At 68.3% G+C, this 22,594-nt stretch carries 24 protein-coding genes; 18 read left to right on the forward strand and 6 right to left on the reverse strand.

Annotated features, from left to right (window positions below):
• Nucleotides 1-273: 273 nt before the first annotated feature.
• The 3 genes from H2037_RS12250 to H2037_RS12260 are packed head-to-tail and all read right to left on the reverse strand — an operon-like array spanning nucleotide 274 to nucleotide 1,729.
• Nucleotides 274-855, reverse strand: coding sequence for a Smr/MutS family protein (locus H2037_RS12250; RefSeq protein ID WP_292122305.1), 582 nt, complete (start codon nucleotides 853-855; stop codon nucleotides 274-276).
• On the reverse strand, nucleotides 852-1,091 hold the full coding sequence (locus tag H2037_RS12255; RefSeq protein ID WP_292122308.1) for a helix-turn-helix transcriptional regulator: 240 nt from the start codon (nucleotides 1,089-1,091) through the stop codon (nucleotides 852-854). The genes H2037_RS12250 and H2037_RS12255 overlap by 4 nt, the downstream gene beginning before the upstream one ends.
• Before the next feature lie 23 nt (nucleotides 1,092-1,114).
• The gene (locus tag H2037_RS12260; protein ID WP_292122311.1) at nucleotides 1,115-1,729 is read right to left on the reverse strand and encodes a DUF2975 domain-containing protein; all 615 of its coding nucleotides are present in this window, start codon (nucleotides 1,727-1,729) and stop codon (nucleotides 1,115-1,117) included.
• A gap of 466 nt (nucleotides 1,730-2,195) precedes the next feature.
• Between H2037_RS12260 and rdgB the strand changes: the two genes are divergently transcribed.
• Both rdgB and hemW read left to right on the forward strand, forming a co-directional pair.
• The gene (gene rdgB, locus H2037_RS12265) at nucleotides 2,196-2,798 is read left to right on the forward strand and encodes an RdgB/HAM1 family non-canonical purine NTP pyrophosphatase (RefSeq protein ID WP_292122314.1); all 603 of its coding nucleotides are present in this window, start codon (nucleotides 2,196-2,198) and stop codon (nucleotides 2,796-2,798) included.
• Complete coding sequence (gene hemW / locus H2037_RS12270; RefSeq protein WP_292122317.1) at nucleotides 2,791-3,981, forward strand: radical SAM family heme chaperone HemW; 1,191 nt, start codon at nucleotides 2,791-2,793, stop codon at nucleotides 3,979-3,981. The genes rdgB and hemW overlap by 8 nt, the downstream gene beginning before the upstream one ends.
• A gap of 4 nt (nucleotides 3,982-3,985) precedes the next feature.
• Here the strand turns inward: hemW and secA are convergent, their stop codons facing one another.
• Nucleotides 3,986-6,835 carry a preprotein translocase subunit SecA gene (secA, locus tag H2037_RS12275; protein ID WP_292122320.1) on the reverse strand — a complete coding sequence of 950 codons (2,850 nt, stop codon included), beginning with the start codon at nucleotides 6,833-6,835 and terminating at the stop codon, nucleotides 3,986-3,988.
• Nucleotides 6,836-7,121: 286 nt separating this feature from the next.
• Between secA and H2037_RS12280 the strand changes: the two genes are divergently transcribed.
• From H2037_RS12280 to H2037_RS12305, 6 genes are read left to right on the forward strand one after another with little or no spacing between them, the layout of a single operon-like run.
• Nucleotides 7,122-8,021, forward strand: a complete 900-nt coding sequence (locus tag H2037_RS12280; RefSeq protein ID WP_292122403.1) for a peptidylprolyl isomerase — start codon at nucleotides 7,122-7,124, stop codon at nucleotides 8,019-8,021.
• A gap of 1 nt (nucleotide 8,022) precedes the next feature.
• Nucleotides 8,023-9,417, forward strand: coding sequence for a bifunctional glutamate N-acetyltransferase/amino-acid acetyltransferase ArgJ (argJ, locus tag H2037_RS12285; RefSeq protein ID WP_292122323.1), 1,395 nt, complete (start codon nucleotides 8,023-8,025; stop codon nucleotides 9,415-9,417).
• Between the two features lie 20 nt (nucleotides 9,418-9,437).
• Nucleotides 9,438-9,671 (forward strand): hypothetical protein, encoded by a 234-nt coding sequence (locus H2037_RS12290; RefSeq protein WP_292122325.1) that lies wholly within the window; start codon nucleotides 9,438-9,440, stop codon nucleotides 9,669-9,671.
• A complete protein-coding gene (locus H2037_RS12295; RefSeq protein WP_292122328.1) occupies nucleotides 9,668-9,940 on the forward strand; it encodes a type II toxin-antitoxin system RelE/ParE family toxin in 273 nt (90 codons plus the stop codon). The genes H2037_RS12290 and H2037_RS12295 overlap by 4 nt, the downstream gene beginning before the upstream one ends.
• A complete protein-coding gene (locus H2037_RS12300; RefSeq protein WP_292122329.1) occupies nucleotides 9,940-10,344 on the forward strand; it encodes a (deoxy)nucleoside triphosphate pyrophosphohydrolase in 405 nt (134 codons plus the stop codon). Before H2037_RS12295 ends, H2037_RS12300 begins: the two co-directional genes overlap by 1 nt.
• A gap of 25 nt (nucleotides 10,345-10,369) precedes the next feature.
• The gene (locus H2037_RS12305; RefSeq protein WP_292122332.1) at nucleotides 10,370-10,549 is read left to right on the forward strand and encodes a Flp family type IVb pilin; all 180 of its coding nucleotides are present in this window, start codon (nucleotides 10,370-10,372) and stop codon (nucleotides 10,547-10,549) included.
• An 18-nt stretch (nucleotides 10,550-10,567) separates the two neighbouring features.
• Here H2037_RS12305 and H2037_RS12310 read toward each other — a convergent pair whose 3' ends face one another.
• Nucleotides 10,568-11,470, reverse strand: a complete 903-nt coding sequence (locus tag H2037_RS12310; protein WP_292122335.1) for a methyltransferase domain-containing protein — start codon at nucleotides 11,468-11,470, stop codon at nucleotides 10,568-10,570.
• Between the two features lie 61 nt (nucleotides 11,471-11,531).
• Between H2037_RS12310 and H2037_RS12315 the strand changes: the two genes are divergently transcribed.
• From H2037_RS12315 to H2037_RS12345, 7 genes are all read left to right on the forward strand, one after another.
• On the forward strand, nucleotides 11,532-12,287 hold the full coding sequence (locus H2037_RS12315) for a ComF family protein (protein ID WP_292122406.1): 756 nt from the start codon (nucleotides 11,532-11,534) through the stop codon (nucleotides 12,285-12,287).
• A gap of 61 nt (nucleotides 12,288-12,348) precedes the next feature.
• Entirely contained in the window at nucleotides 12,349-12,606 is a 258-nt protein-coding gene (gene grxC, locus H2037_RS12320) for a glutaredoxin 3 (RefSeq protein WP_292122338.1), read from the forward strand.
• Nucleotides 12,607-12,608: 2 nt separating this feature from the next.
• The gene (locus H2037_RS12325) at nucleotides 12,609-13,445 is read left to right on the forward strand and encodes a carbon-nitrogen hydrolase family protein (protein WP_292122341.1); all 837 of its coding nucleotides are present in this window, start codon (nucleotides 12,609-12,611) and stop codon (nucleotides 13,443-13,445) included.
• 7 nt (nucleotides 13,446-13,452) lie between these two features.
• Nucleotides 13,453-13,887 (forward strand): DUF1178 family protein, encoded by a 435-nt coding sequence (locus H2037_RS12330; protein WP_292122344.1) that lies wholly within the window; start codon nucleotides 13,453-13,455, stop codon nucleotides 13,885-13,887.
• Between the two features lies 1 nt (nucleotide 13,888).
• Entirely contained in the window at nucleotides 13,889-14,785 is an 897-nt protein-coding gene (locus tag H2037_RS12335) for a helix-turn-helix domain-containing protein (protein WP_292122346.1), read from the forward strand.
• Nucleotides 14,742-15,233, forward strand: coding sequence for a DUF6265 family protein (locus H2037_RS12340; RefSeq protein ID WP_292122349.1), 492 nt, complete (start codon nucleotides 14,742-14,744; stop codon nucleotides 15,231-15,233). Before H2037_RS12335 ends, H2037_RS12340 begins: the two co-directional genes overlap by 44 nt.
• Nucleotides 15,188-15,721, forward strand: a complete 534-nt coding sequence (locus H2037_RS12345; protein WP_292122352.1) for a GNAT family N-acetyltransferase — start codon at nucleotides 15,188-15,190, stop codon at nucleotides 15,719-15,721. Before H2037_RS12340 ends, H2037_RS12345 begins: the two co-directional genes overlap by 46 nt.
• Before the next feature lie 6 nt (nucleotides 15,722-15,727).
• On the opposite strand, the gene H2037_RS12350 is transcribed toward H2037_RS12345, so the two are convergent.
• On the reverse strand, nucleotides 15,728-16,030 hold the full coding sequence (locus H2037_RS12350) for a hypothetical protein (RefSeq protein ID WP_292122353.1): 303 nt from the start codon (nucleotides 16,028-16,030) through the stop codon (nucleotides 15,728-15,730).
• A 225-nt stretch (nucleotides 16,031-16,255) separates the two neighbouring features.
• Here H2037_RS12350 and typA point away from each other — a divergent pair, with 225 nt between their 5' ends.
• From typA to murJ, 3 genes are read left to right on the forward strand one after another with little or no spacing between them, the layout of a single operon-like run.
• Nucleotides 16,256-18,088, forward strand: coding sequence for a translational GTPase TypA (gene typA, locus H2037_RS12355; protein WP_292122356.1), 1,833 nt, complete (start codon nucleotides 16,256-16,258; stop codon nucleotides 18,086-18,088).
• 44 nt (nucleotides 18,089-18,132) lie between these two features.
• The gene (glnD, locus tag H2037_RS12360) at nucleotides 18,133-20,838 is read left to right on the forward strand and encodes a [protein-PII] uridylyltransferase (RefSeq protein ID WP_292122359.1); all 2,706 of its coding nucleotides are present in this window, start codon (nucleotides 18,133-18,135) and stop codon (nucleotides 20,836-20,838) included.
• A gap of 36 nt (nucleotides 20,839-20,874) precedes the next feature.
• Nucleotides 20,875-22,470 (forward strand): murein biosynthesis integral membrane protein MurJ, encoded by a 1,596-nt coding sequence (gene murJ, locus H2037_RS12365; RefSeq protein ID WP_292122361.1) that lies wholly within the window; start codon nucleotides 20,875-20,877, stop codon nucleotides 22,468-22,470.
• The last annotated feature ends 124 nt before the right edge of the window (nucleotides 22,471-22,594 follow it).

A 22,594-nucleotide genomic window follows, 5' to 3' on the forward strand; every position in this document is an offset into this window, starting at 1 on the left:
AAAAAACCAGTGCAATCTGTGCAATTGTCGCTCAACACATTGTTTTAATTAATGATAATATCCGCCTGAAATTGCACTGTGCAACAGAGTGCAATTCCGGAGGAAGTTGGACGGCGAAAAAACAGTTCAACGAGTCCAAGTCCGTCCGATCACGATGTCAAAGACCAATGGCGGATCCTAACACCGGCCCGAGGGGCGCCGGGTTGATCGACGAACTATTTTCCAAGCCCTTGAAAGACCTGAGGTTCGCGTTCGAAATTAGGAGCGCAGCCGCTAGGCGCGACGCTTCAGGGTTACGTAGAAGGCGCCGTTTCCGCCGTGACGCTGGTGGGCGACGGTGAAGCCGGAGACGACGCCGCGCAGCGCCGGCGACTGCATCCATTCGGCGAATGAGGCGCGGATGACGCCGCCGCCCAGCCGCCCCTGGCCGGTGATGACCAGGACCGCCCGCATCCCGCGCGCCTGGCACGAGGTCAGAAAGCCGCGCAACTGATCCTCGGCTTCGAACCGGCCGAAACCGTGCAGGTCGATGCGGGCCTCGATCGGGTCCCGCTCACGCGACAGCCGCTGTTTGCGACGCGGCTCCAGATCCTCGGGCGCGGACTTGGGGCGGGTTCCGACGGGGCGAGGTTCGGCGGACTTGGCGACCGTGATCCGGCCGGGCGAGGGTTTGGCCAGGGGCCGCAGATCGACCGGCTGGGCGACCGCCACATGGGCCGGGGCCTCGGCGCCGGGGGTGACGCGGGCCGGCTTGCGGGTGCGGGGGGCGGCCACCGTGCCGGTGACCCGGGTCCAGATGCGACGGTCCTCGGGCGTCAGCCCGTTCTCGTCGCGGCTGGGCCCCTTCCGCTTCATCCCTCCGCGTCGTCCTCGAAGCTCTCGCCGGGACCGGGCTCGTGGATCAAGAGGTCGCCGGGCTGGCAGTCCAGTTCGCGGCACAGGGCGTCCAGGGTCGAGAACCGCACCGCACGCGCCTTGCCCGTCTTCAGGATGGACAGATTGGCCACCGTCACCCCGACCCGGTCGGCGAGTTCGGTCAACGACATGCGGCGTTCGACGAGAACGCGATCGAGCTGGACGCGGATGGCCATGCGGAAGTCCTACTGGAAACAGCTCAGATCGTCAGTTCGGATTCGCGGCGCAGGCGCGCGCCCTCGCGGAACACCTCCGCCAGGACGAAGACGATCAGGACGGAAAAGATCGGGGTCAGCAGTTCGCCGATCCCCTGGGGGTCCATCACCCCCGGCGCCAGGCGCGCGGCGACGAAGCCCTGGGCCAGCCAGACGCCGCCGGTCACCACCGCCAGGGTCAGGCCGATCTGGCGCAGGCGGCGGACATTGTCGGGATGGAAGGGGTCGCCCATGGTCAGGGTGCGGAAAATCCGCCGCAGGCTGCGCAGGATCAGCATGAAGCCGCCGAAATAGGCCGTCGCGGCGCCGAGGCCGAACAGCAGCAGCATCCGCGTCAACGGCAGCTGGCGTCCGCCGGAATCGCCGCTCACCGTGATGTCCACATTGTCGAGGGGGATGAAGATCGCGGCGATCAGCAGCAACAGAAGCACGCCGGTGATCAGCCAGAGCAGGATATAGGCGACGTCCAGCGCCACCTTCAGCACGCTGGCGACCGAGCCCGGCCCCAGGGCGTTCAACCGCAGTCGGACCGAACTGAGCCAGGCCGGGGTGCGCGCTTCGCCTCGCTTCAGCGGATTTCGCGGAGGGAGCAGGCGCATGATCGGTCGGGTCTCAGGTCGGATAAAAGGGCGCGACGGCCACGCGGGGTCCGACAAACCCGCGCGCGGCTCTATACATCGCGGTCTTCTTCAAGGTCGTCAAAGCTCTCGTGATCGATACAAGGGACGTCTGGTGATCGATCAGAAGGCCTGGACCAGGATGGCGACCAGGGCGGTCGGCAGGGCGGCGATGAGGACGGTGTTGACGAAAGCGGCGCAGACCTTGTCGAGCCACAGCGAGATGTTCATCGTATGCATGGGAATGTCTCCGTTTTTCCTGATTGGACGATAATCGCCCGGTTTGTTTTTTAACCGCATGATCATTCCGGTTTTGCCGGAAGTCCTGAACGGTGCGGCCCCGTTCCTGACGATCAATAGATAGGCCGTGCAGCGTGCAAAATCACGTTACATATCGTTTAACGATATTAAACTTTGGCAATAGACTGTTTCTGGGGCGTGATCGTCGATGACTCTCAAGCTTATCAAGGGGATGCGGATCGTCGCCGCGACCCATAATCCCGGCAAGGTTCCGGAGATCGCCGCCCTTCTCGGCGAAGATTACGAGATTCTCACTGCGGGCCAGCTGAACCTGCCCGAACCGGACGAGACCGAGACCACATTCGCCGGCAACGCCCTGCTGAAGGCGCGGCATGCGGCCCAGAGGTCGGGCGAGGTGTCGCTGGCCGATGATTCGGGGATGTCGGTCGCGGCCCTGGACGGGGCGCCGGGCATATTCTCCGCCCGCTGGGCCGGGCCGACCAAGGACTTCGCCCTGGCCATGAGGAAGGTGGAGGAACGGCTGGAGGAGATCGGCTCGACCGACCGGCGGGCCTGGTTCACCTCTGCCCTGGCCGTGGCCTGGCCGGACGGGCCGTGTGTCGTGGTGGAGGGCGAGGTCCATGGCGAACTGACCTTCCCGCCGCGCGGCGACCGGGGCTTCGGCTACGACCCCATCTTCGTTCCGGCGGGCGGGAGCCTGACCTTCGGTGAGATGGAGCCGGCGGCCAAGGAGGCGATCAGCCACCGCACCCGCGCCTTCGCCAAGCTGCGGGCCGCCCTGATTGCCTGAGCCCCTGGATACCGGCCCCCTGGATACTGATCCCCTCGATCCGGGCTCGGACGTCGGCCTGTACGTCCACTGGCCCTATTGCGCGCGCATCTGCCCCTATTGCGACTTCAACGTCGTGCGCGACCGGGGGCGGGGCGAGGAACAGGCGGGACTGGTCGAGGCCATACTGGCCGACATGCGGGCGCAGCGCGCGCTGACCGGGCCGCGACGGCTGGCCTCGATCTTCTTCGGCGGGGGTACGCCGTCGCTGATGGCGCCCGAGGCCGTCGACCGGATCATCGACCAGGCGCGGGCGCTGTTTGCGCCGACAGGCGACATCGAGGTGTCGCTGGAGGCCAATCCGACCGACGCCGAGGCGGCGCGGTTCGACGCGCTGGCGGGGGCCGGGGTCAACCGGCTGTCGATGGGGGTGCAGGCGCTGGAGGACGCCTCCCTGCGGTTTTTGGGCCGGGACCATTCGGCGGCCGAGGCCCGGCGGGCGGTCGATCTGGCGGCGCGGGCCTTCTCGCGCCTGTCCATCGACCTGATCTACGCCCGGCCGGACCAGACGCCCGACGACTGGGCGGCGGAGCTGGGCGCGGCGCTGGACATGGGGTTCGAGCACGTCTCGCCCTATCAGCTGACCATAGAGCCGACGACCGCCTTCGGCCGGGCCCTGGCGCGCGGCACCCTGACGCCGCCCGACGAGGAGACCGCAGCCGCCCTGTACGAGACCACCCAGGCCGTGCTGGAGACGGCCGGGTTCGACGCCTATGAGGTGTCGAACCATGCGCGGGGCGTGGGCGCACGGTCGAGCCACAATCTGCATGTCTGGCGCGGCGGCGACTATCTGGGCCTGGGACCGGGCGCGCACGGGCGGCTGACGCTGGACGGCGCCCGCACCGCCACCGTCGCTCATCGCCGCATCGGCGACTATGTCGCCGGGGTCGGGGCGGGGACGCCGTGGGCGGAGCAGGATCGGCTAGATGCGGCGGGCGCGGCCGAGGAGCGGCTGCTGCTGGGCCTGCGCACCGTCGAGGGGGCGCCGGTCGGCCTGCTGGCGGACCTGGGCCTGTCGCCGCAGGCGGCGCCGACGGCGGATCTGATCGCCGACGGTTTCCTGGAGATCAGGAAGGGCCGACTGGTCGCCACGCCGCGCGGGCGACCAGTGCTGGACGGGGTGCTGAAGGCGCTGCTGACCTAGAGGATCAGACCAGCGCCCCGTGGCAGTGTTTGAACTTGCGGCCCGAGCCGCAGGGGCAGGGCGAGTTGCGGCCGGTCATCTCCCAACCGTGCGGCAGGGCCTCGACCGGCAGCTTGGAGCGGTCGTCGCCGATCAGCTGGCCTTCCGGGTTCTGCGCCGCCGGATTGGCCATCTCGTTCTCGCCGGTGCCGGGGTTCAGGTGGATTTCCTGGAACTCGGGCATTTCGGGCGGCGGCTGGAAGCGGAACTCGACCGTCATCAGCCAGCGGGTGACGTTGTGGCGCAGGTCGTACAGCAGGTTCTCGAACAGCGAGAAGGCCTCGGTCTTGTACTCGTTCAGCGGATCGCGCTGGCCGTAGCCGCGCAGGCCGATGACGCCGCGCAGATGGTCCAGATGGACCAGGTGCTCGCGCCACTGCATGTCGATCATCTGCAGCATGAACTGTTTTTCGAGACCGCGGGTCTGGGCGGCGCCGATCTGTTCCAGACGTTCGGCGGCGCGGGCGTCGGCGGCGGCCAGCAGCCGCTCCTCGATCTCCTCGTTCGACACGCCTTCCTCCGCCGCCCAGTCGTGCAGCGGCAGTTCGAGGCCCAGGGTGGTGCGGACCTTCTCGTCCAGGCTGTCGATGTCCCACTGTTCGGCATAGGCCTTGGGCGGCATATAGCGTTCGACCAGGTCGGAGACGACGTCGCGGCGGAAGTCGCCGACCAGTTCGGACAGGTCCTCGGAGTCCATGAACTCCTGACGCTGCTCGAACACGGCCTTGCGCTGGTCGTTCACGACGTCGTCGTATTTCAGCAGGTTCTTGCGGATGTCGTAGTTGCGGGTCTCGACCCGCTTCTGGGCGGTCTCGATGGCGCGGTTCAGCCAGGGGTGGGTGATGGCCTCGCCCTCGGCCACGCCGAAGGTCTTCATGATCGAGTCCAGACGGTCGCCGGCGAAGATGCGCAGCAGGTCGTCCTCGCAGGACAGGTAGAATTTCGAGGTGCCGGGGTCGCCCTGACGGCCGGTGCGGCCGCGCAGCTGATTGTCGATCCGGCGGCTCTCGTGGCGTTCGGTGCCCAGGACGAACAGGCCGCCGGCGTCCAGGGCGATTTTCTTCTGCACGGCGATGTCGGCCTTGAACTGGGCCTCCTGCGCCTGCTCCATCTCGGGCGTGACCTCGACGGCCATGTTGCGCTGTTCCAGCAGCCACTTCTGCATCTTCATCTCGAGGTTGCCCCCGAGCTGGATGTCGGTGCCGCGACCGGCCATGTTGGTGGCGATGGTCACCACGCCAGGCAGACCGGCATCGGCGACGATATAGGCCTCCTGCTCGTGCTGGCGGGCGTTCAGGACGGAGTGCGGGATGCCGCGCAGCCGGGTCTCGTAGGTGATGTCATAGGCGGCGTCGCCGATCTTCTCGGCCTCTTTCGCCTTGCCGACATATTCCTTCTTGAGCTCGCGCGAGACCTCGACCTTGTATTCGTAGCTGTTCAGCAGGTCCGACAGCTGTTCCGAACGTTCGATGGACACGGTGCCGACCAGGATCGGCTGGCCCGCCAGATGGCATTCGGCGATCTGACGGGCGATGGCCTGGTTCTTCTCGGCGTGGGTCCGATAGACCTCGTCGTCATAGTCCTTGCGCTGGATCGGCCGGTTGGTCGGCACCTCCAGCACCTCCATCTTGTAGATGTCGCCGAACTCCTGCGCCTCGGTCGCGGCCGTGCCGGTCATGCCGGACAGTTTCTCGTACAGGCGGAAGTAATTCTGGATCGTGACCGAGGCCAGGGTCTGGTTCTCGGGCTGGATCTTGACGTCTTCCTTGGCCTCGATGGCCTGGTGGAGGCCCTCGGAAAGGCGGCGGCCGGTCATCATGCGGCCAGTGAATTCGTCGATCAGGACGATCTCGCCGCCCTTGATGATATAGTCCTTATCACGCTGATACAGGGTGTTGGCGCGCAGAGCCTGGTTGGTGTGGTGGACCAGGCTGATGTTGGCGGCGTCGTACAGGCCGGTGGTGTCGGGGGCGAAATGGCCGCCGGATTCCAGCGCCTCTTCCATCCGCTCCGAGCCCAGTTCGGTCAGCAGGACCTGTTTCTGCTTCTCGTCGAGCTCGAACGTCTCCTTGTCCTTGATCAGCTCCTTCACCAGGCCGTCCAGGACCTTGTAGAGGTCTGAGCGGTCCTCGGTCGGGCCCGAGATGATCAGGGGCGTGCGGGCCTCGTCGATCAGGATGGAGTCGACTTCGTCGACGATGGCGAAATTATGCGGGCGCTGCACCATCTCGCGCCGGTCATAGACCAGATTGTCGCGCAGATAGTCGAAGCCGAATTCATTGTTGGTGCCGTAGGTGACGTCGGCGGCGTAGGCGGCCTGGCGCTGGCCCTGGGACAGGCCGTTGACGATGACCCCGACCTCCAGACCCAGGAAGCGATAGACCCGACCCATGGTCTCGGCGTCGCGGCGGGCCAGATAGTCGTTGACGGTGATGACGTGGACGCCCTTGCCGGCCAGGGCGTTCAGATAGACGGGGGCCACGGCGACCAGGGTCTTGCCCTCGCCGGTCCGCATCTCGGCGATGCCGCCTTCGTGCAGGATCATGCCGCCGGCCAGCTGGACGTCGTACTGACGCTGGCCCAGCACCCGTTTGGACGCCTCGCGCACCACGGCGAAGGCCTCGGGCAGGATCTTGTCCAGGGCCTCGCCGTTCGCCACCCGGTCACGGAAGGCGTCGGTCATCATACGCAGCTCGTCGTCGGACAAGGCGGCGAACTTGGGCTCCAGCGCATTGATGCGCTGGGCGTGGTCCTGGAAGGCCTTGACCTTGCGGTCGTTGGAGGAGCCGAAAAATTTCTTGGCGAAGCCGAGCATGTCAGATCCGGTAAAGGTCGAGCGTCATTAAGGAGCGGCTCTGAAATCCCGTGAGGGGCGGCGATAGGCGCGCCCCACGCGAGGCCCGGAACGATGGCGGCCCCGGCGCGCCCGTGCAGGCGCGCGCGAAGGGCCGCGCAGACGATCAAAACCCCTCGACTTGGGCGCAGGCGGGACTTAAGCACCGGCCTAACCCCTGTCAACGCGAGGGGCATTCGGCCGCCTTCGACGGAGCGCCCTCTTGACCCCATATCGGCGACCTCTCGGCTTGATCACCCTGGCGCTCATGGCGACCCTGACGCTCGGCGCCTGTTCGCGCGGGGACGGGGACGACCGCGCGCCCCAGCCCGGCGACCGGCCGGTAGCCGAGGTCCAGAACGAGACGGTCTGGGCCTCGGACGTCAAGCGCGAGGCGGTGGCCCAGGGTCTGGTGGGCGAGGGCGAGCCGCTGGACGTGACCTCGGACCTGTTCCGCCGCGTGCTGGACGAGGTGATCGACCAGAAGCTGCTGGCCCGAGAGGCCGAGCGGCGGCGGCTGGACGCCTCGCCCCTGGCCCAGCGCCGCCTGGAGGCGACGCGCGAACGGATACTGGGCGACATGCTGGTCGAGAGCGTCGTCAACGGTGCGATTTCGGACCAGGCGGTCCAGACCCTGTACAACGAGCAGCTGCGACTGGCGAAGACGTCGGAGGAGATCCGCGTCCGCCTGATCCTGTCGCGCACCAAGCCCGAGGCGGACGCCGTCATCGGCATGCTGGGCCAGGGCGCCGGGTTCGAAGCCGTGGCCATGGAACGGTCGATCGACGAGGCGACGCGCTTCTCGGGCGGGGATCTGGGCTATTCGACCCTGGACGTCATGCCCCAGGCCTATGCCGGCGCCCTGCGCGACAAACCGGCGGGATCGACCGTGGGTCCGTTCCAGACCGAGGGCGGCTGGGCCGTGCTGCGGGTCGAGGACCGGCGCAAGGAAAGCCCGCCCACCCTGGAACAGGCCCGGCCCCAGATCGTCCGCTATCTGACCTATGAAGGGGTCCGGCGTCTGCTGGAGCAGTTGCGCGACAAGGCCAAGGTCAATGTCCTGCTATCGGGCGAAAGCACCGGGCAGAACGAGGAGCCCGCCTCCGCGCCCGCCGAAACCGCGTCCGACGCTCCACCCCCGACTTCCGCACCCGTACCGGCCGCCTGACATGACCAAGCCCCCCTCGACCACCGGCCAGAAGATCGAACAGGCTTTCGAGAAGGCGCTGGACCCCTTCGCCACGGCTCTGAAACGCGCCACCCGCCCGGCCGAACCTGCAGCGCCGGCCGTGCCCGCCGCGGGCAAGCCGGGCCTGGCCATTTCGCCGCTGGCCGTCCCCTTTCCGACCATTCCCCCCATCGGCGGGGTCGAGATCGCCGCCGCCCGCGCCGGCTTCTACAAGCATGAGCGCGATGATCTGGTGGTGTTCCGCTTCGCGCGGGGGACCAGTTGCGCCGGGGTCTTCACCCGTCACAAGATCGGCTCGGCGCCGGTCGACTGGTGCAAGCGGCATCTGTCGGGCGCCGAGGGGGGCAAGGACGTGCGCGCCCTGGTGGTCAACGCCGGCTGCGCCAACGCCTTCACCGGCAAGGCCGGCGCCGACGCCGCCCGCCGCGCCGCCTCCGAGGTCGCCAAACGGTTCGGCTGCCGCCAGCGCGACGTCATGCTGGCGTCGACCGGGGTGATCGGGGTGGTGCTGGACGACAAGAAGATCGTCTCCAGACTGGCCGAGATCGAGGCCGGACTGGACGCCGACATCCACCCGACCGAACAATGGGCGCGGGCGGGTCGGGGCATCATGACCACCGACACCTTCCCCAAGGGTTCCTACGCCGAGGCCGAGATCGAAGGCTACAAGGTTCGGATCGCCGGGATCGCCAAGGGGTCGGGCATGATCGCGCCGGACATGGCGACCATGCTGGCCTTCATCGTCACCGACGCCGACATCCATCCGAACGTGCTTCAGGCCCTGCTGAGCCTGCATGTCCGCACCACCTTCAACAGCGTCACGGTGGACGGCGACACCTCGACCAATGACACGGCCCTGCTGTTCGCCACCGGCGCATCCGGCGCGCCGCGCATCGGCCGGGTCGGCGACCGGCGGCTGAAGAGCTTCTCGGCCGCCCTGGACAAGGTGATGCTGGACCTGGCGCACCAGTTGGTGCGCGACGGCGAGGGGGCGACCAAGTTCGTCAAGGTGACGGTGGACGGCGCCGCCAGCCCCGCCTCGGCCCGCAAGCTGGCCAAGTCCATCGCCGACAGCCCCCTGGTCAAGACCGCCATCGCCGGTCAGGACGCCAACTGGGGCCGGGTGGTGATGGCCGTCGGCAAGACCGAGGAGCCGGTCGACCGCGACCATCTGGCGATCCGGTTCGGCCCGCACCAGGCCGCGATCGACGGCGCGCCGTCCCCGACCTACGACGAGGTCAAGATGACGGCCTATATGAAGAATTCCGAGATCGACATCACCGTCGACGTCGGTTCCGGCCGGGCCTCGGCCACGGTTTGGACCTGCGACCTGACCAAGGGCTATATCGAGATCAACGGCGATTATCGTAGCTGATTTCGTGCTAAGATGAGGCCATGAGCGCCAAGCCCAAGCCCGTCGATCCCTATGCCGAAGAAGCTGGCCCTTTCGTCAGCCGGGCTCTGTGGGATGATCTCGATAGCGAAACGCCCTCGCCCGAAGCTGTCGCCTGGGCGCGGCGCCAGCATGATCAGGCCCTGGCCGATCCGCGACCGCCGCTGACCTCTGAGGATCTACGGCTGAACCTTCTGGCGCGACATGAAGCCCGCCTGAAACGGGACGCGGGTTGAGCCGCAAGTTGGTCTTTCTGCCTTCGGCAGAGTTCGACTTCGCGGCGGCCTACGACCTGATCGCCGCAGACTCGCCCAACGCAGCCCTGCGATTCATCAACGACATCCGTCGGCGTTGCGAGACCTTGACAGAATTCCCGCGCATCGGTCGGCCGCTGGACGATCTGGTGCATCGCATCACCTTTGATCGCCGCGTCGTGGTGCTCTATTCGTTTGACGATGAGACCGTCCGGGTGTCGGCCTTGCGTTATCTTGGACAGGCCTTCTGATGTCGCTTCCCACCGTCCTCGTCGTCGCCGTGGCCCTGATCGACGTCGACGGACGCGTCCTGATCGCCAAACGCCCCGAGGGCAAGAAACTGGCCGGTCTGTGGGAGTTTCCGGGCGGCAAGGTCGAACCCGGCGAACGGCCCGAACAGGCGTTGATCCGCGAACTGCGCGAGGAACTGGGCATAGAGGTCAGCGAGAGCTGTCTGGCGCCCTTCGTCTTCGCCAGCCATGCTTACGATTCATTTCATCTGTTGATGCCACTGTATCTGTGCCGACGCTGGGACGGCGTGGTCACGGCGCGTGAGCACGAAGGCCTGGCCTGGGTGAAGCCGAACCAGCTTTCGGACTATCCCATGCCGCCGGCTGACGAACCCCTGGTCGCCTGGTTGCGCGACCTGCTCTGATCACCGCCGACCAGGGAGGCCGGCCATGAGAGGTTTAATCGCCCGGTTCCTGCGCGACGACAGGGGCGCCACCGCGCTCGAATACGGCCTGATCTGCGCCCTGATCGTCCTGGTCATCATAAGCGGTCTGGCCGCCATCGGCGGGTCCAACGAGGGCAGTTTCAACCAGATGATGCAGAAAATTTCCGACGCCCTGAAAGCCTGAGGTCGCTGAGAACCGGCCTCAGTCGGTCTCGTCGCCCGTCATCTCCTTGACCCCCAGAGCGTCCGCCAGACGGGTCTTGGCGGAGCCGCGCGCCAGCGGCTTCTGCTGGCTTTCGTGCGGCTTCCAGCCGGCCAGATGGATGATCTCGAAGGTCGCCGGAATACGGCCGTCGGCGTCGCCGTGGCGTTCGGCGTAGAGGGCCGCGGCGCGGGCGAGGACGGCGCGGCTGAGCGGGCGGATCGGGCCGTGCAGCACATTGGTCTCGCCCATGGCGCGCAGATCGCGGACCAGGGCGAACAGGTCCGGGTAGCGAACCGTGAACCGGTCCACGTCGGACACCGGCAGGGCGAAACCGGCCCGCTGCAACAGGGCGGCGCCGTCATAGCCGTCGGCGAAGGGCGAGATCCGCGCCTGGGCGCCGCCGCGCTCGGCCAGTTCGGCGTCAGTCAGGACGGCTCGCAGCTCCTTCAGGGTGCCCGCCCCAAACAGGGTGCCGATGAACAGGCCGTCCGGCTTCAGGGCCCGCCGGATCTGGGCCAGGGCGCCGGGCAGGTCGTTGGCCCAGTGCAGGCTGAGCAGGGAGACGATCAGATCGGTCGATCCGTCCTCCAGCGGCAGGGCGGCGGCGCCCGGCGCGGCGCGTTCGGCGCGCGAGGTCGGCGTGACGACCGCGCCCACCCGGCCGGCGGCGTCGCTGGCGGCCAGGGCCTGGGCGAAGGGGCCGGGATGGGCCGAGAGGTCGACCGCAACGGGAAAGTCGCGCAGGATGGCCTCCAGGCTGCCCGCCGCGTTCTCGGCCGCCCGGACGTGCAGGAAGTCAGCCTCGCCCAATCGATCGGCGGCGCGCGCCAGCCTGGCCTCGCGTCTGCGGGCGTCGAAGATGCGGGGCGGGCCGTCTGAGGGCGCGGGGGAGGCGGTCATGACGGTGCAGGATGGGGTCTGGCGTCGCGCCTGGGAAGGGGCGAGCCGTCAGTTTGGGCGGATGTCAGTCCAGGCAGGCCTTGGCCTGGGCAGGAATCTGGCCGATCTGATCCTGCCGCCGCTGGCCTTCGACAGCCGCGAGGCGACGGCCGCCGCAGGCCTGACTCCGGACGCCTGGAGCCGGATCAAGTTCCTCGAGGCGCCGGTCTGCGACGGCTGCGGCGCGGCGTTCGAGTTCGACGGCGGCGTCTTCGCCGAGACCCGCTGCGCCGCCTGTCTGGCCCAGCCCTACGGTTTCGAACGGGCGCGGGCGGCCTGTGTGTACGATGAGCATTCGCGGGGGCTGATCCTGGCCTACAAACATGGCGACCAGCAGCAGTTCGCGCCTCTGTTCGCGCGCTGGATCGGCCGGGGGGCCGCAGATCTGATCCAGGAGGCGGACGCGGTGGTCCCGGTCCCGCTGCACCCGTTCCGCCTGCTGTCGCGCCGTTTCAACCAGGCGGCGGAGATCGCCCGGCCTCTGGCCCGCGACGCCCGGCTCGACTATCTGCCAGACGCCCTGACCCGCACGACCCACAGCGACAGCCAGGGCGGCAAGAGCCGGCGCGGTCGGCGTCTGAACGTCAGGAAGGTCTTCGCCGTGACCGAGGCCGGGCGTCGGCGCATCAGAGGGCGGCGTATTCTCCTGATCGACGACGTCCTGACCACGGGTGCGACCGGCGAGGCCTGCGCCCGCGCCCTGATCGCGGCCGGGGCGCGGGCGGTGGACCTGGCGGTGATCGCGAGGGTGCGAAACGCCCGTGAACTTATTATGTAGGGCGCTGGTTCATCATGCGGCGGCTCGCCGCTGAAGATGTTTTCTTTCCTGGAGTTCTGATTTGGCCGACGTCGTCATCTACACCAAGCCCGGCTGCCCCTACTGCTACAGCGCCATGGCCCTGCTGAAGAAGAAGGGCGTCGACTATACCGAGATCGTCGCCTCCAACGACCCCGACAAGAAGGCCGAGATGGTCGATAAGTCCGGCGGCCGCATGACCTTCCCGCAGATCTTCATCGACGGCGACCATGTCGGCGGGTCCGACGACATCCACGCCCTGGACCGCGACGGCAAGCTCGACCCGCTGCTGGCGGCCTGACCATGAGCGGCGGGCTCGACATCGCCCTGATCCAGACCCGCACGCCGGCGACGGCTGAGGCGGCCCTGGCGCATGTCGAGCCCCTGATCCGCGAGGCGGCGGCGGGCGGCGCCCGGTTCATCCTGACGCCCGAGGGGACCAATCTGCTCGAACAGCGGCGCGACCGCCGCGACGGGGTCGTCTCGGACGAGGACGCCGACCTCGCCGTGCTGGGCCTGCGTCGTCTGGCGGCGGAACTGGGCGTCTGGCTGCTGATCGGCTCGGCCATCGTCCGATCGGGTCGCGAGGGCGACGACCGGGCGGCTAACCGGTCGCTGCTGATCGACGCTTCGGGCGGGATCGTGGCCCGCTATGACAAGCTGCACGTCTTCGACGTCGATCTGCCGAACGGCGAGAAATATCGCGAAAGCGCGACGGTTCGGCCCGGCGACGGGGCGGCGGTCGCCGACACCCCCTGGGGTCGGCTGGGCCTGAGCGTCTGCTACGACGTGCGCTTTCCCCACCTGTATCGCCAACTGGCCAAGGCGGGAGCCGGAATGATCGCCGTGCCCTCCGCCTTCACCGTCCCGACCGGCGAGGCCCATTGGGAGACCCTGTTGCGGGCGAGGGCCATCGAGACCGGGGCCTTCGTCCTGGCCCCGGCCCAGGGCGGCCTGCACGAGGACGGGCGGCGCACCTGGGGCCGGTCGACCATCGTCGGGCCCTGGGGCGAGATTCTGGCCAGGGCGGACCACGACGATCCTTGCATTCTGACGGCCAAGCTGGACATGGAGGCGGTGGTCAAGGCCCGTGCGGCCGTGCCCGCCCTGACCCACGACCGCGATTTTCTGCCCGTCTGATGCGCCCATGATCCGTTACGCCCTTCGTTGCGACCAGGCCCATGGCTTCGAGGCCTGGTTCGGCTCGTCGTCCGACTATGACGACCAGGCGGCGCGCGGCCTGGTCGAATGCCCCTTCTGCGGCTCCCATTCCGTCGAGAAGGCGATCATGGCCCCTTCGGTCAGCGGCGCGAAAAAATCCGATCCGGCCCCGGACGCGGCGGCCAGAATGCAGACGATGATGATGGAGGCGGCCCGCGAGGTCCGCGCCCATGTCGAGGCGAACTTCGACTATGTCGGCGACACCTTCGCCCGCGAGGCCCGCGACATCCACGAGGGCCGATCCGAGAAACGCGAAATCTACGGCGAGGCCACGCCGGTCGAGGTCAGGAAGCTGAAGGAAGACGGCGTGCCGGTCGCCGCCCTGCCCGCCCCGCCGCCGGACCGGTCCAAGGTCAACTGAGGTGGCCTCGGGGGAGGAGCGCTATCAGGAGTTTGCGCCGCCGCCGACGCTTCGCCCCTTTGTCCGCGTCATCTGGACCTATGCCGCGCCTGAGCCCTCGCCGACGATCCAGCGCATCGCCCCGGACGGCTGTCCCGAACTGGTCTTCGACATCGGCGCCCCCTATGCCGAACAGGGCGAGGACGGGCGGTTCCGCCTGCAGCCCCAGGCCCTGTTCGCCGGCCAGATGACGCGACCGCTGGCCCTGCGGCCGACCGGTCCGACCGAACTGGTCGCCGTCCGTTTCGAGCCAGACGGCGCGCGCGACTTCCTGGGGCGACCGCTCAGGGAGGCGACCGACCGGCGGCTGGACATGGTCGCAAGACTGGCCGGGTTCGCCCCGCCGCCCGGCGCCCCCGCAGACCAGGCGGCGACCTTCGCCGACTGGCTGGACGACCAGAGACGCGGCGCGGACTGGCGTATCGACCCCATCATACGGGCGGAGGTCGGGGCGGCGGGGTCGGAAACCCCGGCGCCGGCCCGGTCCGCGACCGAGCAGCGGGCGCTACAACGCCGGTTCGCCGACCGGGTCGGGGTCTCGCCCCGGCTGTTGCGCTCGATCTTCCGTTTCCGCCGGGTGTTCGATCATGCGGCCCATCCCGGCGAAGACGTGGAGGGCTGGCTGGGAGCGGGTCTGGAGGCCGGCTATTTCGACCAGCCGCAGATGGCGCGCGACTTCCGCCGCTTCCTCGGCTGCACCGCCACCGACTGGGCGCGAGAGCAGCGTGAGCTGGCCCGGGCCATAGCGTCGCAATCCTACAAGCCGTCGGGACCGCATACGAATAGCGTCTTCGTCGGAGAGAGGGAGATCGACCATGCTGACCGTCCTGATGATGACCGCCGCGCTTCAGGCGCCTGACCTGCGTCCAGACCTGGGGTGGATGTCCGGCTACTGGCTGTCCTGCGAAGGGGGCCGTGAAGCGTCCGAGACCTGGACCGATCCACGCCTGAACCTGATGCTGGGCGCCGCGCTGACCGTGCGCGGCGGGCGGGCGGGGTGGGAGCTGTCGCGCATCGGCCCGGTCGATCCGACCCCGCCCGCGTCCCCGGACACGCCACCAAACACGCCGCTGGCCTATTTCGCCCAGCCGGAAGGCCAGGCGCCGGCCGTGTTTCCCGTGATCGAGTCCGGCCCGACCCGCGTGGTGTTCGAACGGGCGGCCGACGACGACTTTCCCAAGCGCGTCGTCTATGAACGCGACGGCGATGTCCTGAACGCCCGGATCGAAGGCGTGCTGGACGGTCAGGAGAGGATCATCCGATGGCGCTTCCAGAAGGCGGAACTGAACAGCCGCTGTCCTCGCTGAGCTGGCGGCCGATGCGGCCGGACGACATCGACGCCGTGGTCGAGGTCGCACGTCTGTCCTTTCCCGACCATTTCGAAGATCGGGCCTGTTTTCAGAACCGGCTGGCGCTTTATCCGCGCGGCTGTTTCGTCCTGGCGGACGGCGATGAACCGGCGAAGGGTTATCTGATCGCCTATCCGTGGCGGGCCGAGGCCGCGCCGCCGCTGAACACGGTGATCGAGGGCCTGCCCGCCGAGCCGGCCCTGATCTATCTGCACGACCTGGCCCTGCACCCCGACGCGCGCGGCGGCGGGGTCACGCGCGCCGTCGTCGAGCGGCTGGCCGAACAGGCTGAGGCGGACGGCTGGCCCGCCATCGCCCTGGTCGCGGTCAATGACGCTGTCGGTTTCTGGACCCGCCATGGGTTCCAGGCCCGCGATATCGCGGGCCTGGAGGAGAAGCTGGCCAGCTATGGCGCCGACGCCCGCTATATGATCCGCGCCCTCTAGTCTCGGTCAGAGGTTCAGGGCGCGCTGACCGCCGGCCCTGACGAACAGGAGCCGCTCCGCCCAAGGCACCTGATGGATGGCGCGCCGTTTCATTTCGCGCTCGCAGACCCGCGGGTCGCCGACATGGTCCGGCGTCAGCACCGCCCGATGGGTCGCGCACCAGGCCCCGCTCGCGCTTCGAATACGCTCGGCCAGAACCAGGGCGTCGCCGGGGCGCGCCATCGAAAGGCCGCGGGCGTCCACATACATGTCGGGCGCGCCGCCCGTCGCCAGAAGCCCCGCCATCATGAGTCCCGTGATCGTCGCCATCGTCGTCTCCATTCCCGTTCGGTTTCACCGTCACGGGAATAGAGGAGGCCGCCGCACCCCACGGATGCGGCCGCCGGGATGAAATATCGGTAAGGCCGCAGCGGGCTTCGAAACGCCTGCTCTGGTCTTTCGGTCCACATGCCTGTAAGAGGCGCGCGCTCCCTGCATGCCTTTTCATGACCAGCGGCCGCCTGCATCCCGGCCGCGCCTTTTCGCGATTATCAAATGAACCTGCGCAACGTCGCCATCATCGCCCACGTCGACCATGGCAAGACCACCCTGGTGGACCAACTGCTCGCCCAGTCCGGCGTCTTCCGAGCCAATGAGGCGACGACCGAGCGCGCCATGGACTCCAACGACCAGGAAAAAGAGCGCGGCATCACCATCCTGGCCAAGTGCACCTCGGTGCTCTGGAACGGCAAGGCCGGCGAAACCCGCATCAACATCATCGACACCCCCGGCCACGCCGACTTCGGCGGCGAAGTCGAGCGCATCCTGGGCATGGTGGACGGCTGCGTCATCCTGGTGGACGCCGAAGAGGGCGTCATGCCCCAGACCAAGTTCGTCCTGACCAAGGCGCTGAAGATGGGCCTGCGCCCGATCCTGTGCATCAACAAGGTCGACCGCGCCCACGCCGATCCGGACCGCGTCCACAACGAAACCTTCGACCTGTTCGCCGCCATCGGCGCGACGGACGAGCAGCTGGACTTCCCCCACATCTACGCCTCGGGCCGCAACGGCTGGGCGACGATGGATCTGAACCAGCCCAACGACAATCTGGCCCCGCTGTTCGACCTGATCGTCGACCACGTCCCGCCGCCGAAGGTGCAGGACAACAAGGACAAGCCGTTCCAGATGCTGAACGTGCTGATCGAATCCGACCCGTTCCTGGGGCGTATCCTGACCGGCCGTATCGAGAGCGGCAAGGCGGTCCCCGGCATGGCGATCCACGCCCTGGACCGTGAAGGCAAGGAAATCGAGCGCGGCCGCATCACCAAGGTGCTGGCCTTCCGCGGCCTGAAGCGTCAGGCCCTGGACGAGGGTTCGGAAGCGGGCGACATCGTCGCCATCGCCGGCATGTCCAAGGCCACCGTGGCCGACACCCTGTGCGCCATGGAAGTCGTCGACGCCCTGCCGGCCCAGCCGATCGATCCGCCGACCATCTCGATGACCGTCTCGGTCAACGACAGCCCCCTGGCCGGTCGCGAAGGCGACAAGGTCCAGTCGCGCGTCATCCGCGACCGCCTGCTGAAGGAGGCCGAAGCCAACGTCGCCATCCGCGTCACGACCACTGAAGGCGGCGACGCCTATGAAGTGGCCGGCCGTGGCGAACTGCAGCTGGGCGTTCTGATCGAGAACATGCGCCGCGAAGGCTTCGAGGTCTCGATCTCGCGTCCGCGCGTGGTCTTCCAGGAAGGCCCCAACGGCGAGAAGATGGAGCCGATCGAAGACGTCATGATCGACGTCGACGACGAGTTCTCGGGCATCGTCATCGAGAAGCTGTCGGCGCGTAAGGCCGAAATGACCGACATGGGCCCGTCGGGCGCCGGCAAGACCCGCATCAGCCTGAAATGCCCGTCGCGTTCGCTGATCGGCTATCAGGGCGAGTTCCTGACCGACACGCGCGGTTCGGGCGTGCTGAACCGGGTGTTCAGCCACTATGAAGCCTACAAGGGCGCGATCGCCGGCCGTCTGAAGGGCGTGCTGATCTCGAACTCGGACGGCGACACGGCGGCTTTCGCCCTGTGGAACCTGGAAGATCGCGGCGTCATGTTCGTCGGCGCCGGCGAGAAGACCTATCAGGGCATGATCATCGGCGAGAACGCGCGCTGGGACGACCTGGACGTCAACCCGATCAAGGGCAAGCAGCTGACCAACGTCCGCGCCTCCGGCAAGGACGAGGCCGTTCGCCTGACCCCGCCGCGCCAGATGTCGCTGGAACAGGCCATCGCCTATATCGACGACGATGAGCTGGTCGAGGTGACGCCGAAGTCCATCCGCCTGCGCAAGCAGACCCTGAACCCGTCGTTCCGCAAGAAGCGCGTTCGCCCGGAGTAATCCGTCACTGACGCGAAGGGGGTTGGGGCCTATAGGTGGCTGACATGACCCTCGTTTCGCCCAGTCTGGATGACCGTCTTGACGAGGCCGCCCGCGCGGAAGATCCGCGCGAGGCGGTCGCGTCCGTTCTGAGGGACAGTTTCGCCGCCGCCCGCGCCCGCGCCGAGCGCAAGCTGGACGGGGGCATGAAGGGGCGCGAGGTCGCCCGCCTGTACGCCACGGCTGCGGACGACATGCTGGCCGCCCTGTGGCGGGTCGCGACCCAGGTCCTGTTCCCCGTCTCGGCCGTCGAGAGCGAACGCCTTTCGCTGGTGGCGGTCGGGGGCTATGGCCGGGGCGTTCTGGCGCCCTATTCCGACCTGGACCTGCTGTTCCTGCGCCCGGCCAAGACGACGCTGCGCGGCGGGACGGTGGTCGAGTTCGTCCTCTATGTGCTGTGGGACCTGGGAATCAAGGTCGGGCCGGCCGTGCGGTCGGTCGAGGAATGCCTGACCCTGGCGCGCACCGACATGACCGTGCGGACCACCCTGCTGGAGGCCCGGCATCTGGCGGGCGACGACCGGCTGTCGGATCTGATGATCAGCCGGTTCCGCGACATGGTGGCCAAGGCCGATCCCCGCCCCTTCATCGCCGCTAAGCTGGAGGAGCGCGCCGCCCGCCACCAGAAGGCGGGCGTGACCCGCTACAAGGTCGAGCCCAACGTCAAGGACGGCAAGGGCGGCTTGCGCGACCTCAACACCCTGTACTGGATCGCCCGGTCCCTGGCGCCCGACAGTCGACTGGGCGCGACGGTGATGGACGAACTGTTCACCCCGCGCGAACGCCGCGCCTCCGACGACGCATTCGACTTCCTGTGGCGGGTGCGCATCCATCTGCACCTGGTCGCCGGGCGGGCGGAGGAGAAGCTGACCTTCGACATGCAGCCCGAGGTGGCGCGGCGCATGGGTTGGCAGGGCCGGGGCGACGAGCCGGCGGTGGAGCGGTTCATGCGCCGCTATTTCCTGATCGCGCGCGACGTCGGCGCCCTGACGCGGGCCATGTCGGCCAAACTGGAGGCCCGGCATCAGAAGACGGCCCGAGGCTTGTCGCGCCTGATGATCCCGTTTCGGCCCAGCCGCCGAAGACTGGGGGTCGAGGGGTTCTGGGTGGACCAGGGGCGGCTGTCGGTCGAAGGGGCCGAGGTCTTCGCCGAGGATCCGATCAGACTGCTGACATTGTTCGTCACCGCCGATCGCCACGACCTGGACCTGCACCCCGACGCCTTTTCGGCCGTGACCCGGTCGCTGTCGCTGGTGACGCCGAAACTGCGTCGTGACCCGGAGGCGAGCCGCGCCTTGCTGAACGTCCTGGCCCATGGGCAGCGGCCGTATCGCACCCTGACCCTCATGAACGAGACCGGGCTGCTGGGTCGGTTCCTGCCCGAATGGGGGCGGATCGTCGGCCAGACCCAGTTCAACATGTACCACGCCTATACGGTGGACGAGCATACGCTCCAGGCCATCGGCGTGATCAATGACATCGCGCGCGGCAAGCTGAAGACCGACCACCCGCTGGCCAGCGAGATCGTGCATCTGATCTCGGACATGGAAGCCCTGATGCTGGGCATGCTGTTGCACGACGTCGGCAAGGGGGGCGAGCGGGGCCAGCTGGAGGACGGGGCCATCGCCGCGCGCCGGGCCTGCGAACGGCTGGGGGTCGATCCGCGCCGGATCGAACTGGTGGTCTGGCTGGTGCGCAGCCACCTGGCCCTGTCCGACTATGCCCAGAAGCGCGACCTGTCCGATCCGGCCACCATCCGCGCCTTCGCCGAACTGGTCGGCGACCCGGAGCGATTGCGGATGCTGCTGGTCCTGACCGTGGCCGATATCCGCGCCGTGGGGCCGGGCGTGTGGAACGGCTGGAAGGGCCAGTTGATGCGCACCCTGTACGACCAGGTCGCCGGCCTGTTCCGGGGCGAGGACATGGCGCGCGAGGATCCGCTGACGGCGCATCCCGAACTGGTGGAGCGGGCGCGTCAGACCGGAGCGGCCGCAGAGGCCGCGCCTCTGGCGCCGGTCGAGGGGCTGCCGGTCCAGGCCACCGAGATCTCGATCGCCGCCGCCGACCGCCCCGGCCTGTTCGCCGACCTGGCCCAGACCATGGCCGCCCTGGGCGCCGACGTCACCGACGCCCGCGTGGCGACGACCAGCGAGGGCGTGGTGCTGGACGTCTTCCGGGTTCAGGACGGGGCGGGCCTGCCCTATGGCCAGGCCGAGCCGCGCCGGCTGAAAGCCCTGGTCGAGGCGCTGGAGAAGGCCGCGCGCGGCGAGGGCCGGATCGGCAAGGCCCCCGCCCCCGTCGGCAACGCCAGAAAGGCCGCCTTCGAGGTTCGGCCCGTGGTCATGGTCGATCACCACGCCTCTGAACTGGCCACTGTGGTCGAGGTCTCGGGCGCCGACCGGCCGGGCCTGCTGGCGGCCCTGTCCCGTGTCTTCAACGACGAGGGGCTGAACATCCGCTCCGCCCATGTGGCGTCTTATGGCGAACGGGCGGTCGACAGCTTCTATGTGGTCGACCGCAAGGGACGGAAGATCACGTCCGAACAGCGGATCGCCGAGCTGCGCACAGCCCTGGAGGCGGTGCTGGACAGCCGCGCCCCGGCCCCAGAGGGGCGCAAAGTCGCCTCGGCCCGCGCCAGCGCCCGCGACGTCTCGGACCTGGGCCGCCGAACCCGCGCCAAGCCCGTATCGCCGCCGCCGGAAGCACGCTAAGCCTCGGTCTTCTCCAGCCTTCCTCCCCCGGTCCGCATGAGCCTCGCCCGCAACACCCTGGTTCAGTCGAGCCTGACCCTGGGCAGCCGTTTGCTCGGTTTCGGACGTGATCTGGCCCTGTCGGCCAATTTCGGCCAGGGGGCGCTGATGGACGTCTGGTCCACGGCCCTGATGCTGCCCAACATGTTCCGCCGCCTGTTCGCCGAGGGCGCCTTCGCCCAGGCCTTCGTGCCCGTCTATGGCGGGGTCAGGACGCGCGACGGCGAGGCGGCCGCGACGGTGACGGCGTCGGAGGTCATGTCCTTCATGTTCGCCGTGGTCGCGGCCTTCTGCATCCTGTTGCAGGCGGTCATGCCGTGGATCGTGCCCTGGCTGCTGTCGGCGTGGAAGGACGACGCCGAGGTCATGCGCGTGGCGGTGATCGCTACCCAGCTGGCCATGCCCTATCTGGCCTGCATGACCATCGCCTCCCTGTTGTCGGGGGTGCTGAACACCGGCGGAAGGTTCGCCCTGTCGGCGGCGGTGCCGGTATTCCTGAACCTGTGCACCCTGGCCCCATTGATCAGCGGCTTCGTCCTGCCCGTCTCGCCGGCGACCGTGCTCTTGGCCACCAGCGCCGCCGTGACGGTGTCGGGCGTGATCCAGGCCGGCCTGTTGTGGTGGGGCGTGCGCCGTCTGGGCGTAAGGCTGAAGCTGGGCCTGCCGCGCCTGACGCCGACGGTGAAACGCGCCCTGGCTCTGGCCGTGCCCGGCGCGATGGCCGGCGGGGCCATGCAGGTCAACTCGGTCGTGTCCCAGGTTCTGGCCGGTTCGGACGCGGGCGCCCGGTCGGTCCTCTACAACGCCGACCGCCTGTATCAGCTGCCGCTGGGTCTGGTCGGGGTCGCCATCGGCCTGGCCCTGGTGCCGCGCCTGACCAAGGCCTTCGTCTCGGGCGATCACGAGGGCGGGCAGAAGACGCTGGACGACGGGATCAACCTGGCCATGGCCTTCACCCTGCCCGCCGCCGTGGCCCTGTTCGTCATTCCCTTTTTCATCATAGACGCCACGGTGACGCGCGGCGCCTTCACCAGCGCCGACGCCGCCCGCACCGCCGACGTGCTGCGCCAGTTCGCCTGGGGCGTGCCGGCCTTCGTCCTGGCCAAGGTCCTGACCCCGCCTTTCTTCGCCCGCGAGGACACGCGCCGGCCGATGTATTTCGCGATCACGGCGGTGGTCATCACCGTGGTCCTGGGTTCGGCCCTGTTCTTCTGGTTCGGCGCCCTGGGCTGGGACGGGGTCCTGGGTCTGGCCATCGCCACCAGCGTCTCGGCCTGGGTCAATGTCGGCCTGCTGGGCGGGGTGCTGATCCGCGAGAACAGCTGGCGGCCGTCGCCGGCCTTCGTCTCGCGCATCGCGCGCGTTCTGGCGGCCAGCGCGGTCATGGCCGGCCTGCTGCTGCTGGCCGGGATCAACTATGGACTGCTCAGCCGGCTGCTGCTGGCCAAGGAAATTGCGGTTCTGGTCGTCTGCGGCCTGGGCGCCGGGGTTTACGGCGCCTGTCTGCTGGCCTTCCGCGCCGTCACCCTGTCCGAGCTGAAGGCGACGTTGCGCCGCGAGCCGGGCGGTTCGGCCGTGTCCGGTCTGGACTGAATGAAGCCGAGGCGATAAGCGCGAGCCATGATCCTTTCGGGCCCGATCTTCGACCGGCGATGGCGCGGCTGAACCGCCGCCGCCTCGTCCCGCCTGACCACGACTTTCCGAGACCCGACTGACT

The sequence above is a fragment of the Brevundimonas sp. genome, from assembly GCF_013912065.1.
Lineage (GTDB): Bacteria > Pseudomonadota > Alphaproteobacteria > Caulobacterales > Caulobacteraceae > Brevundimonas.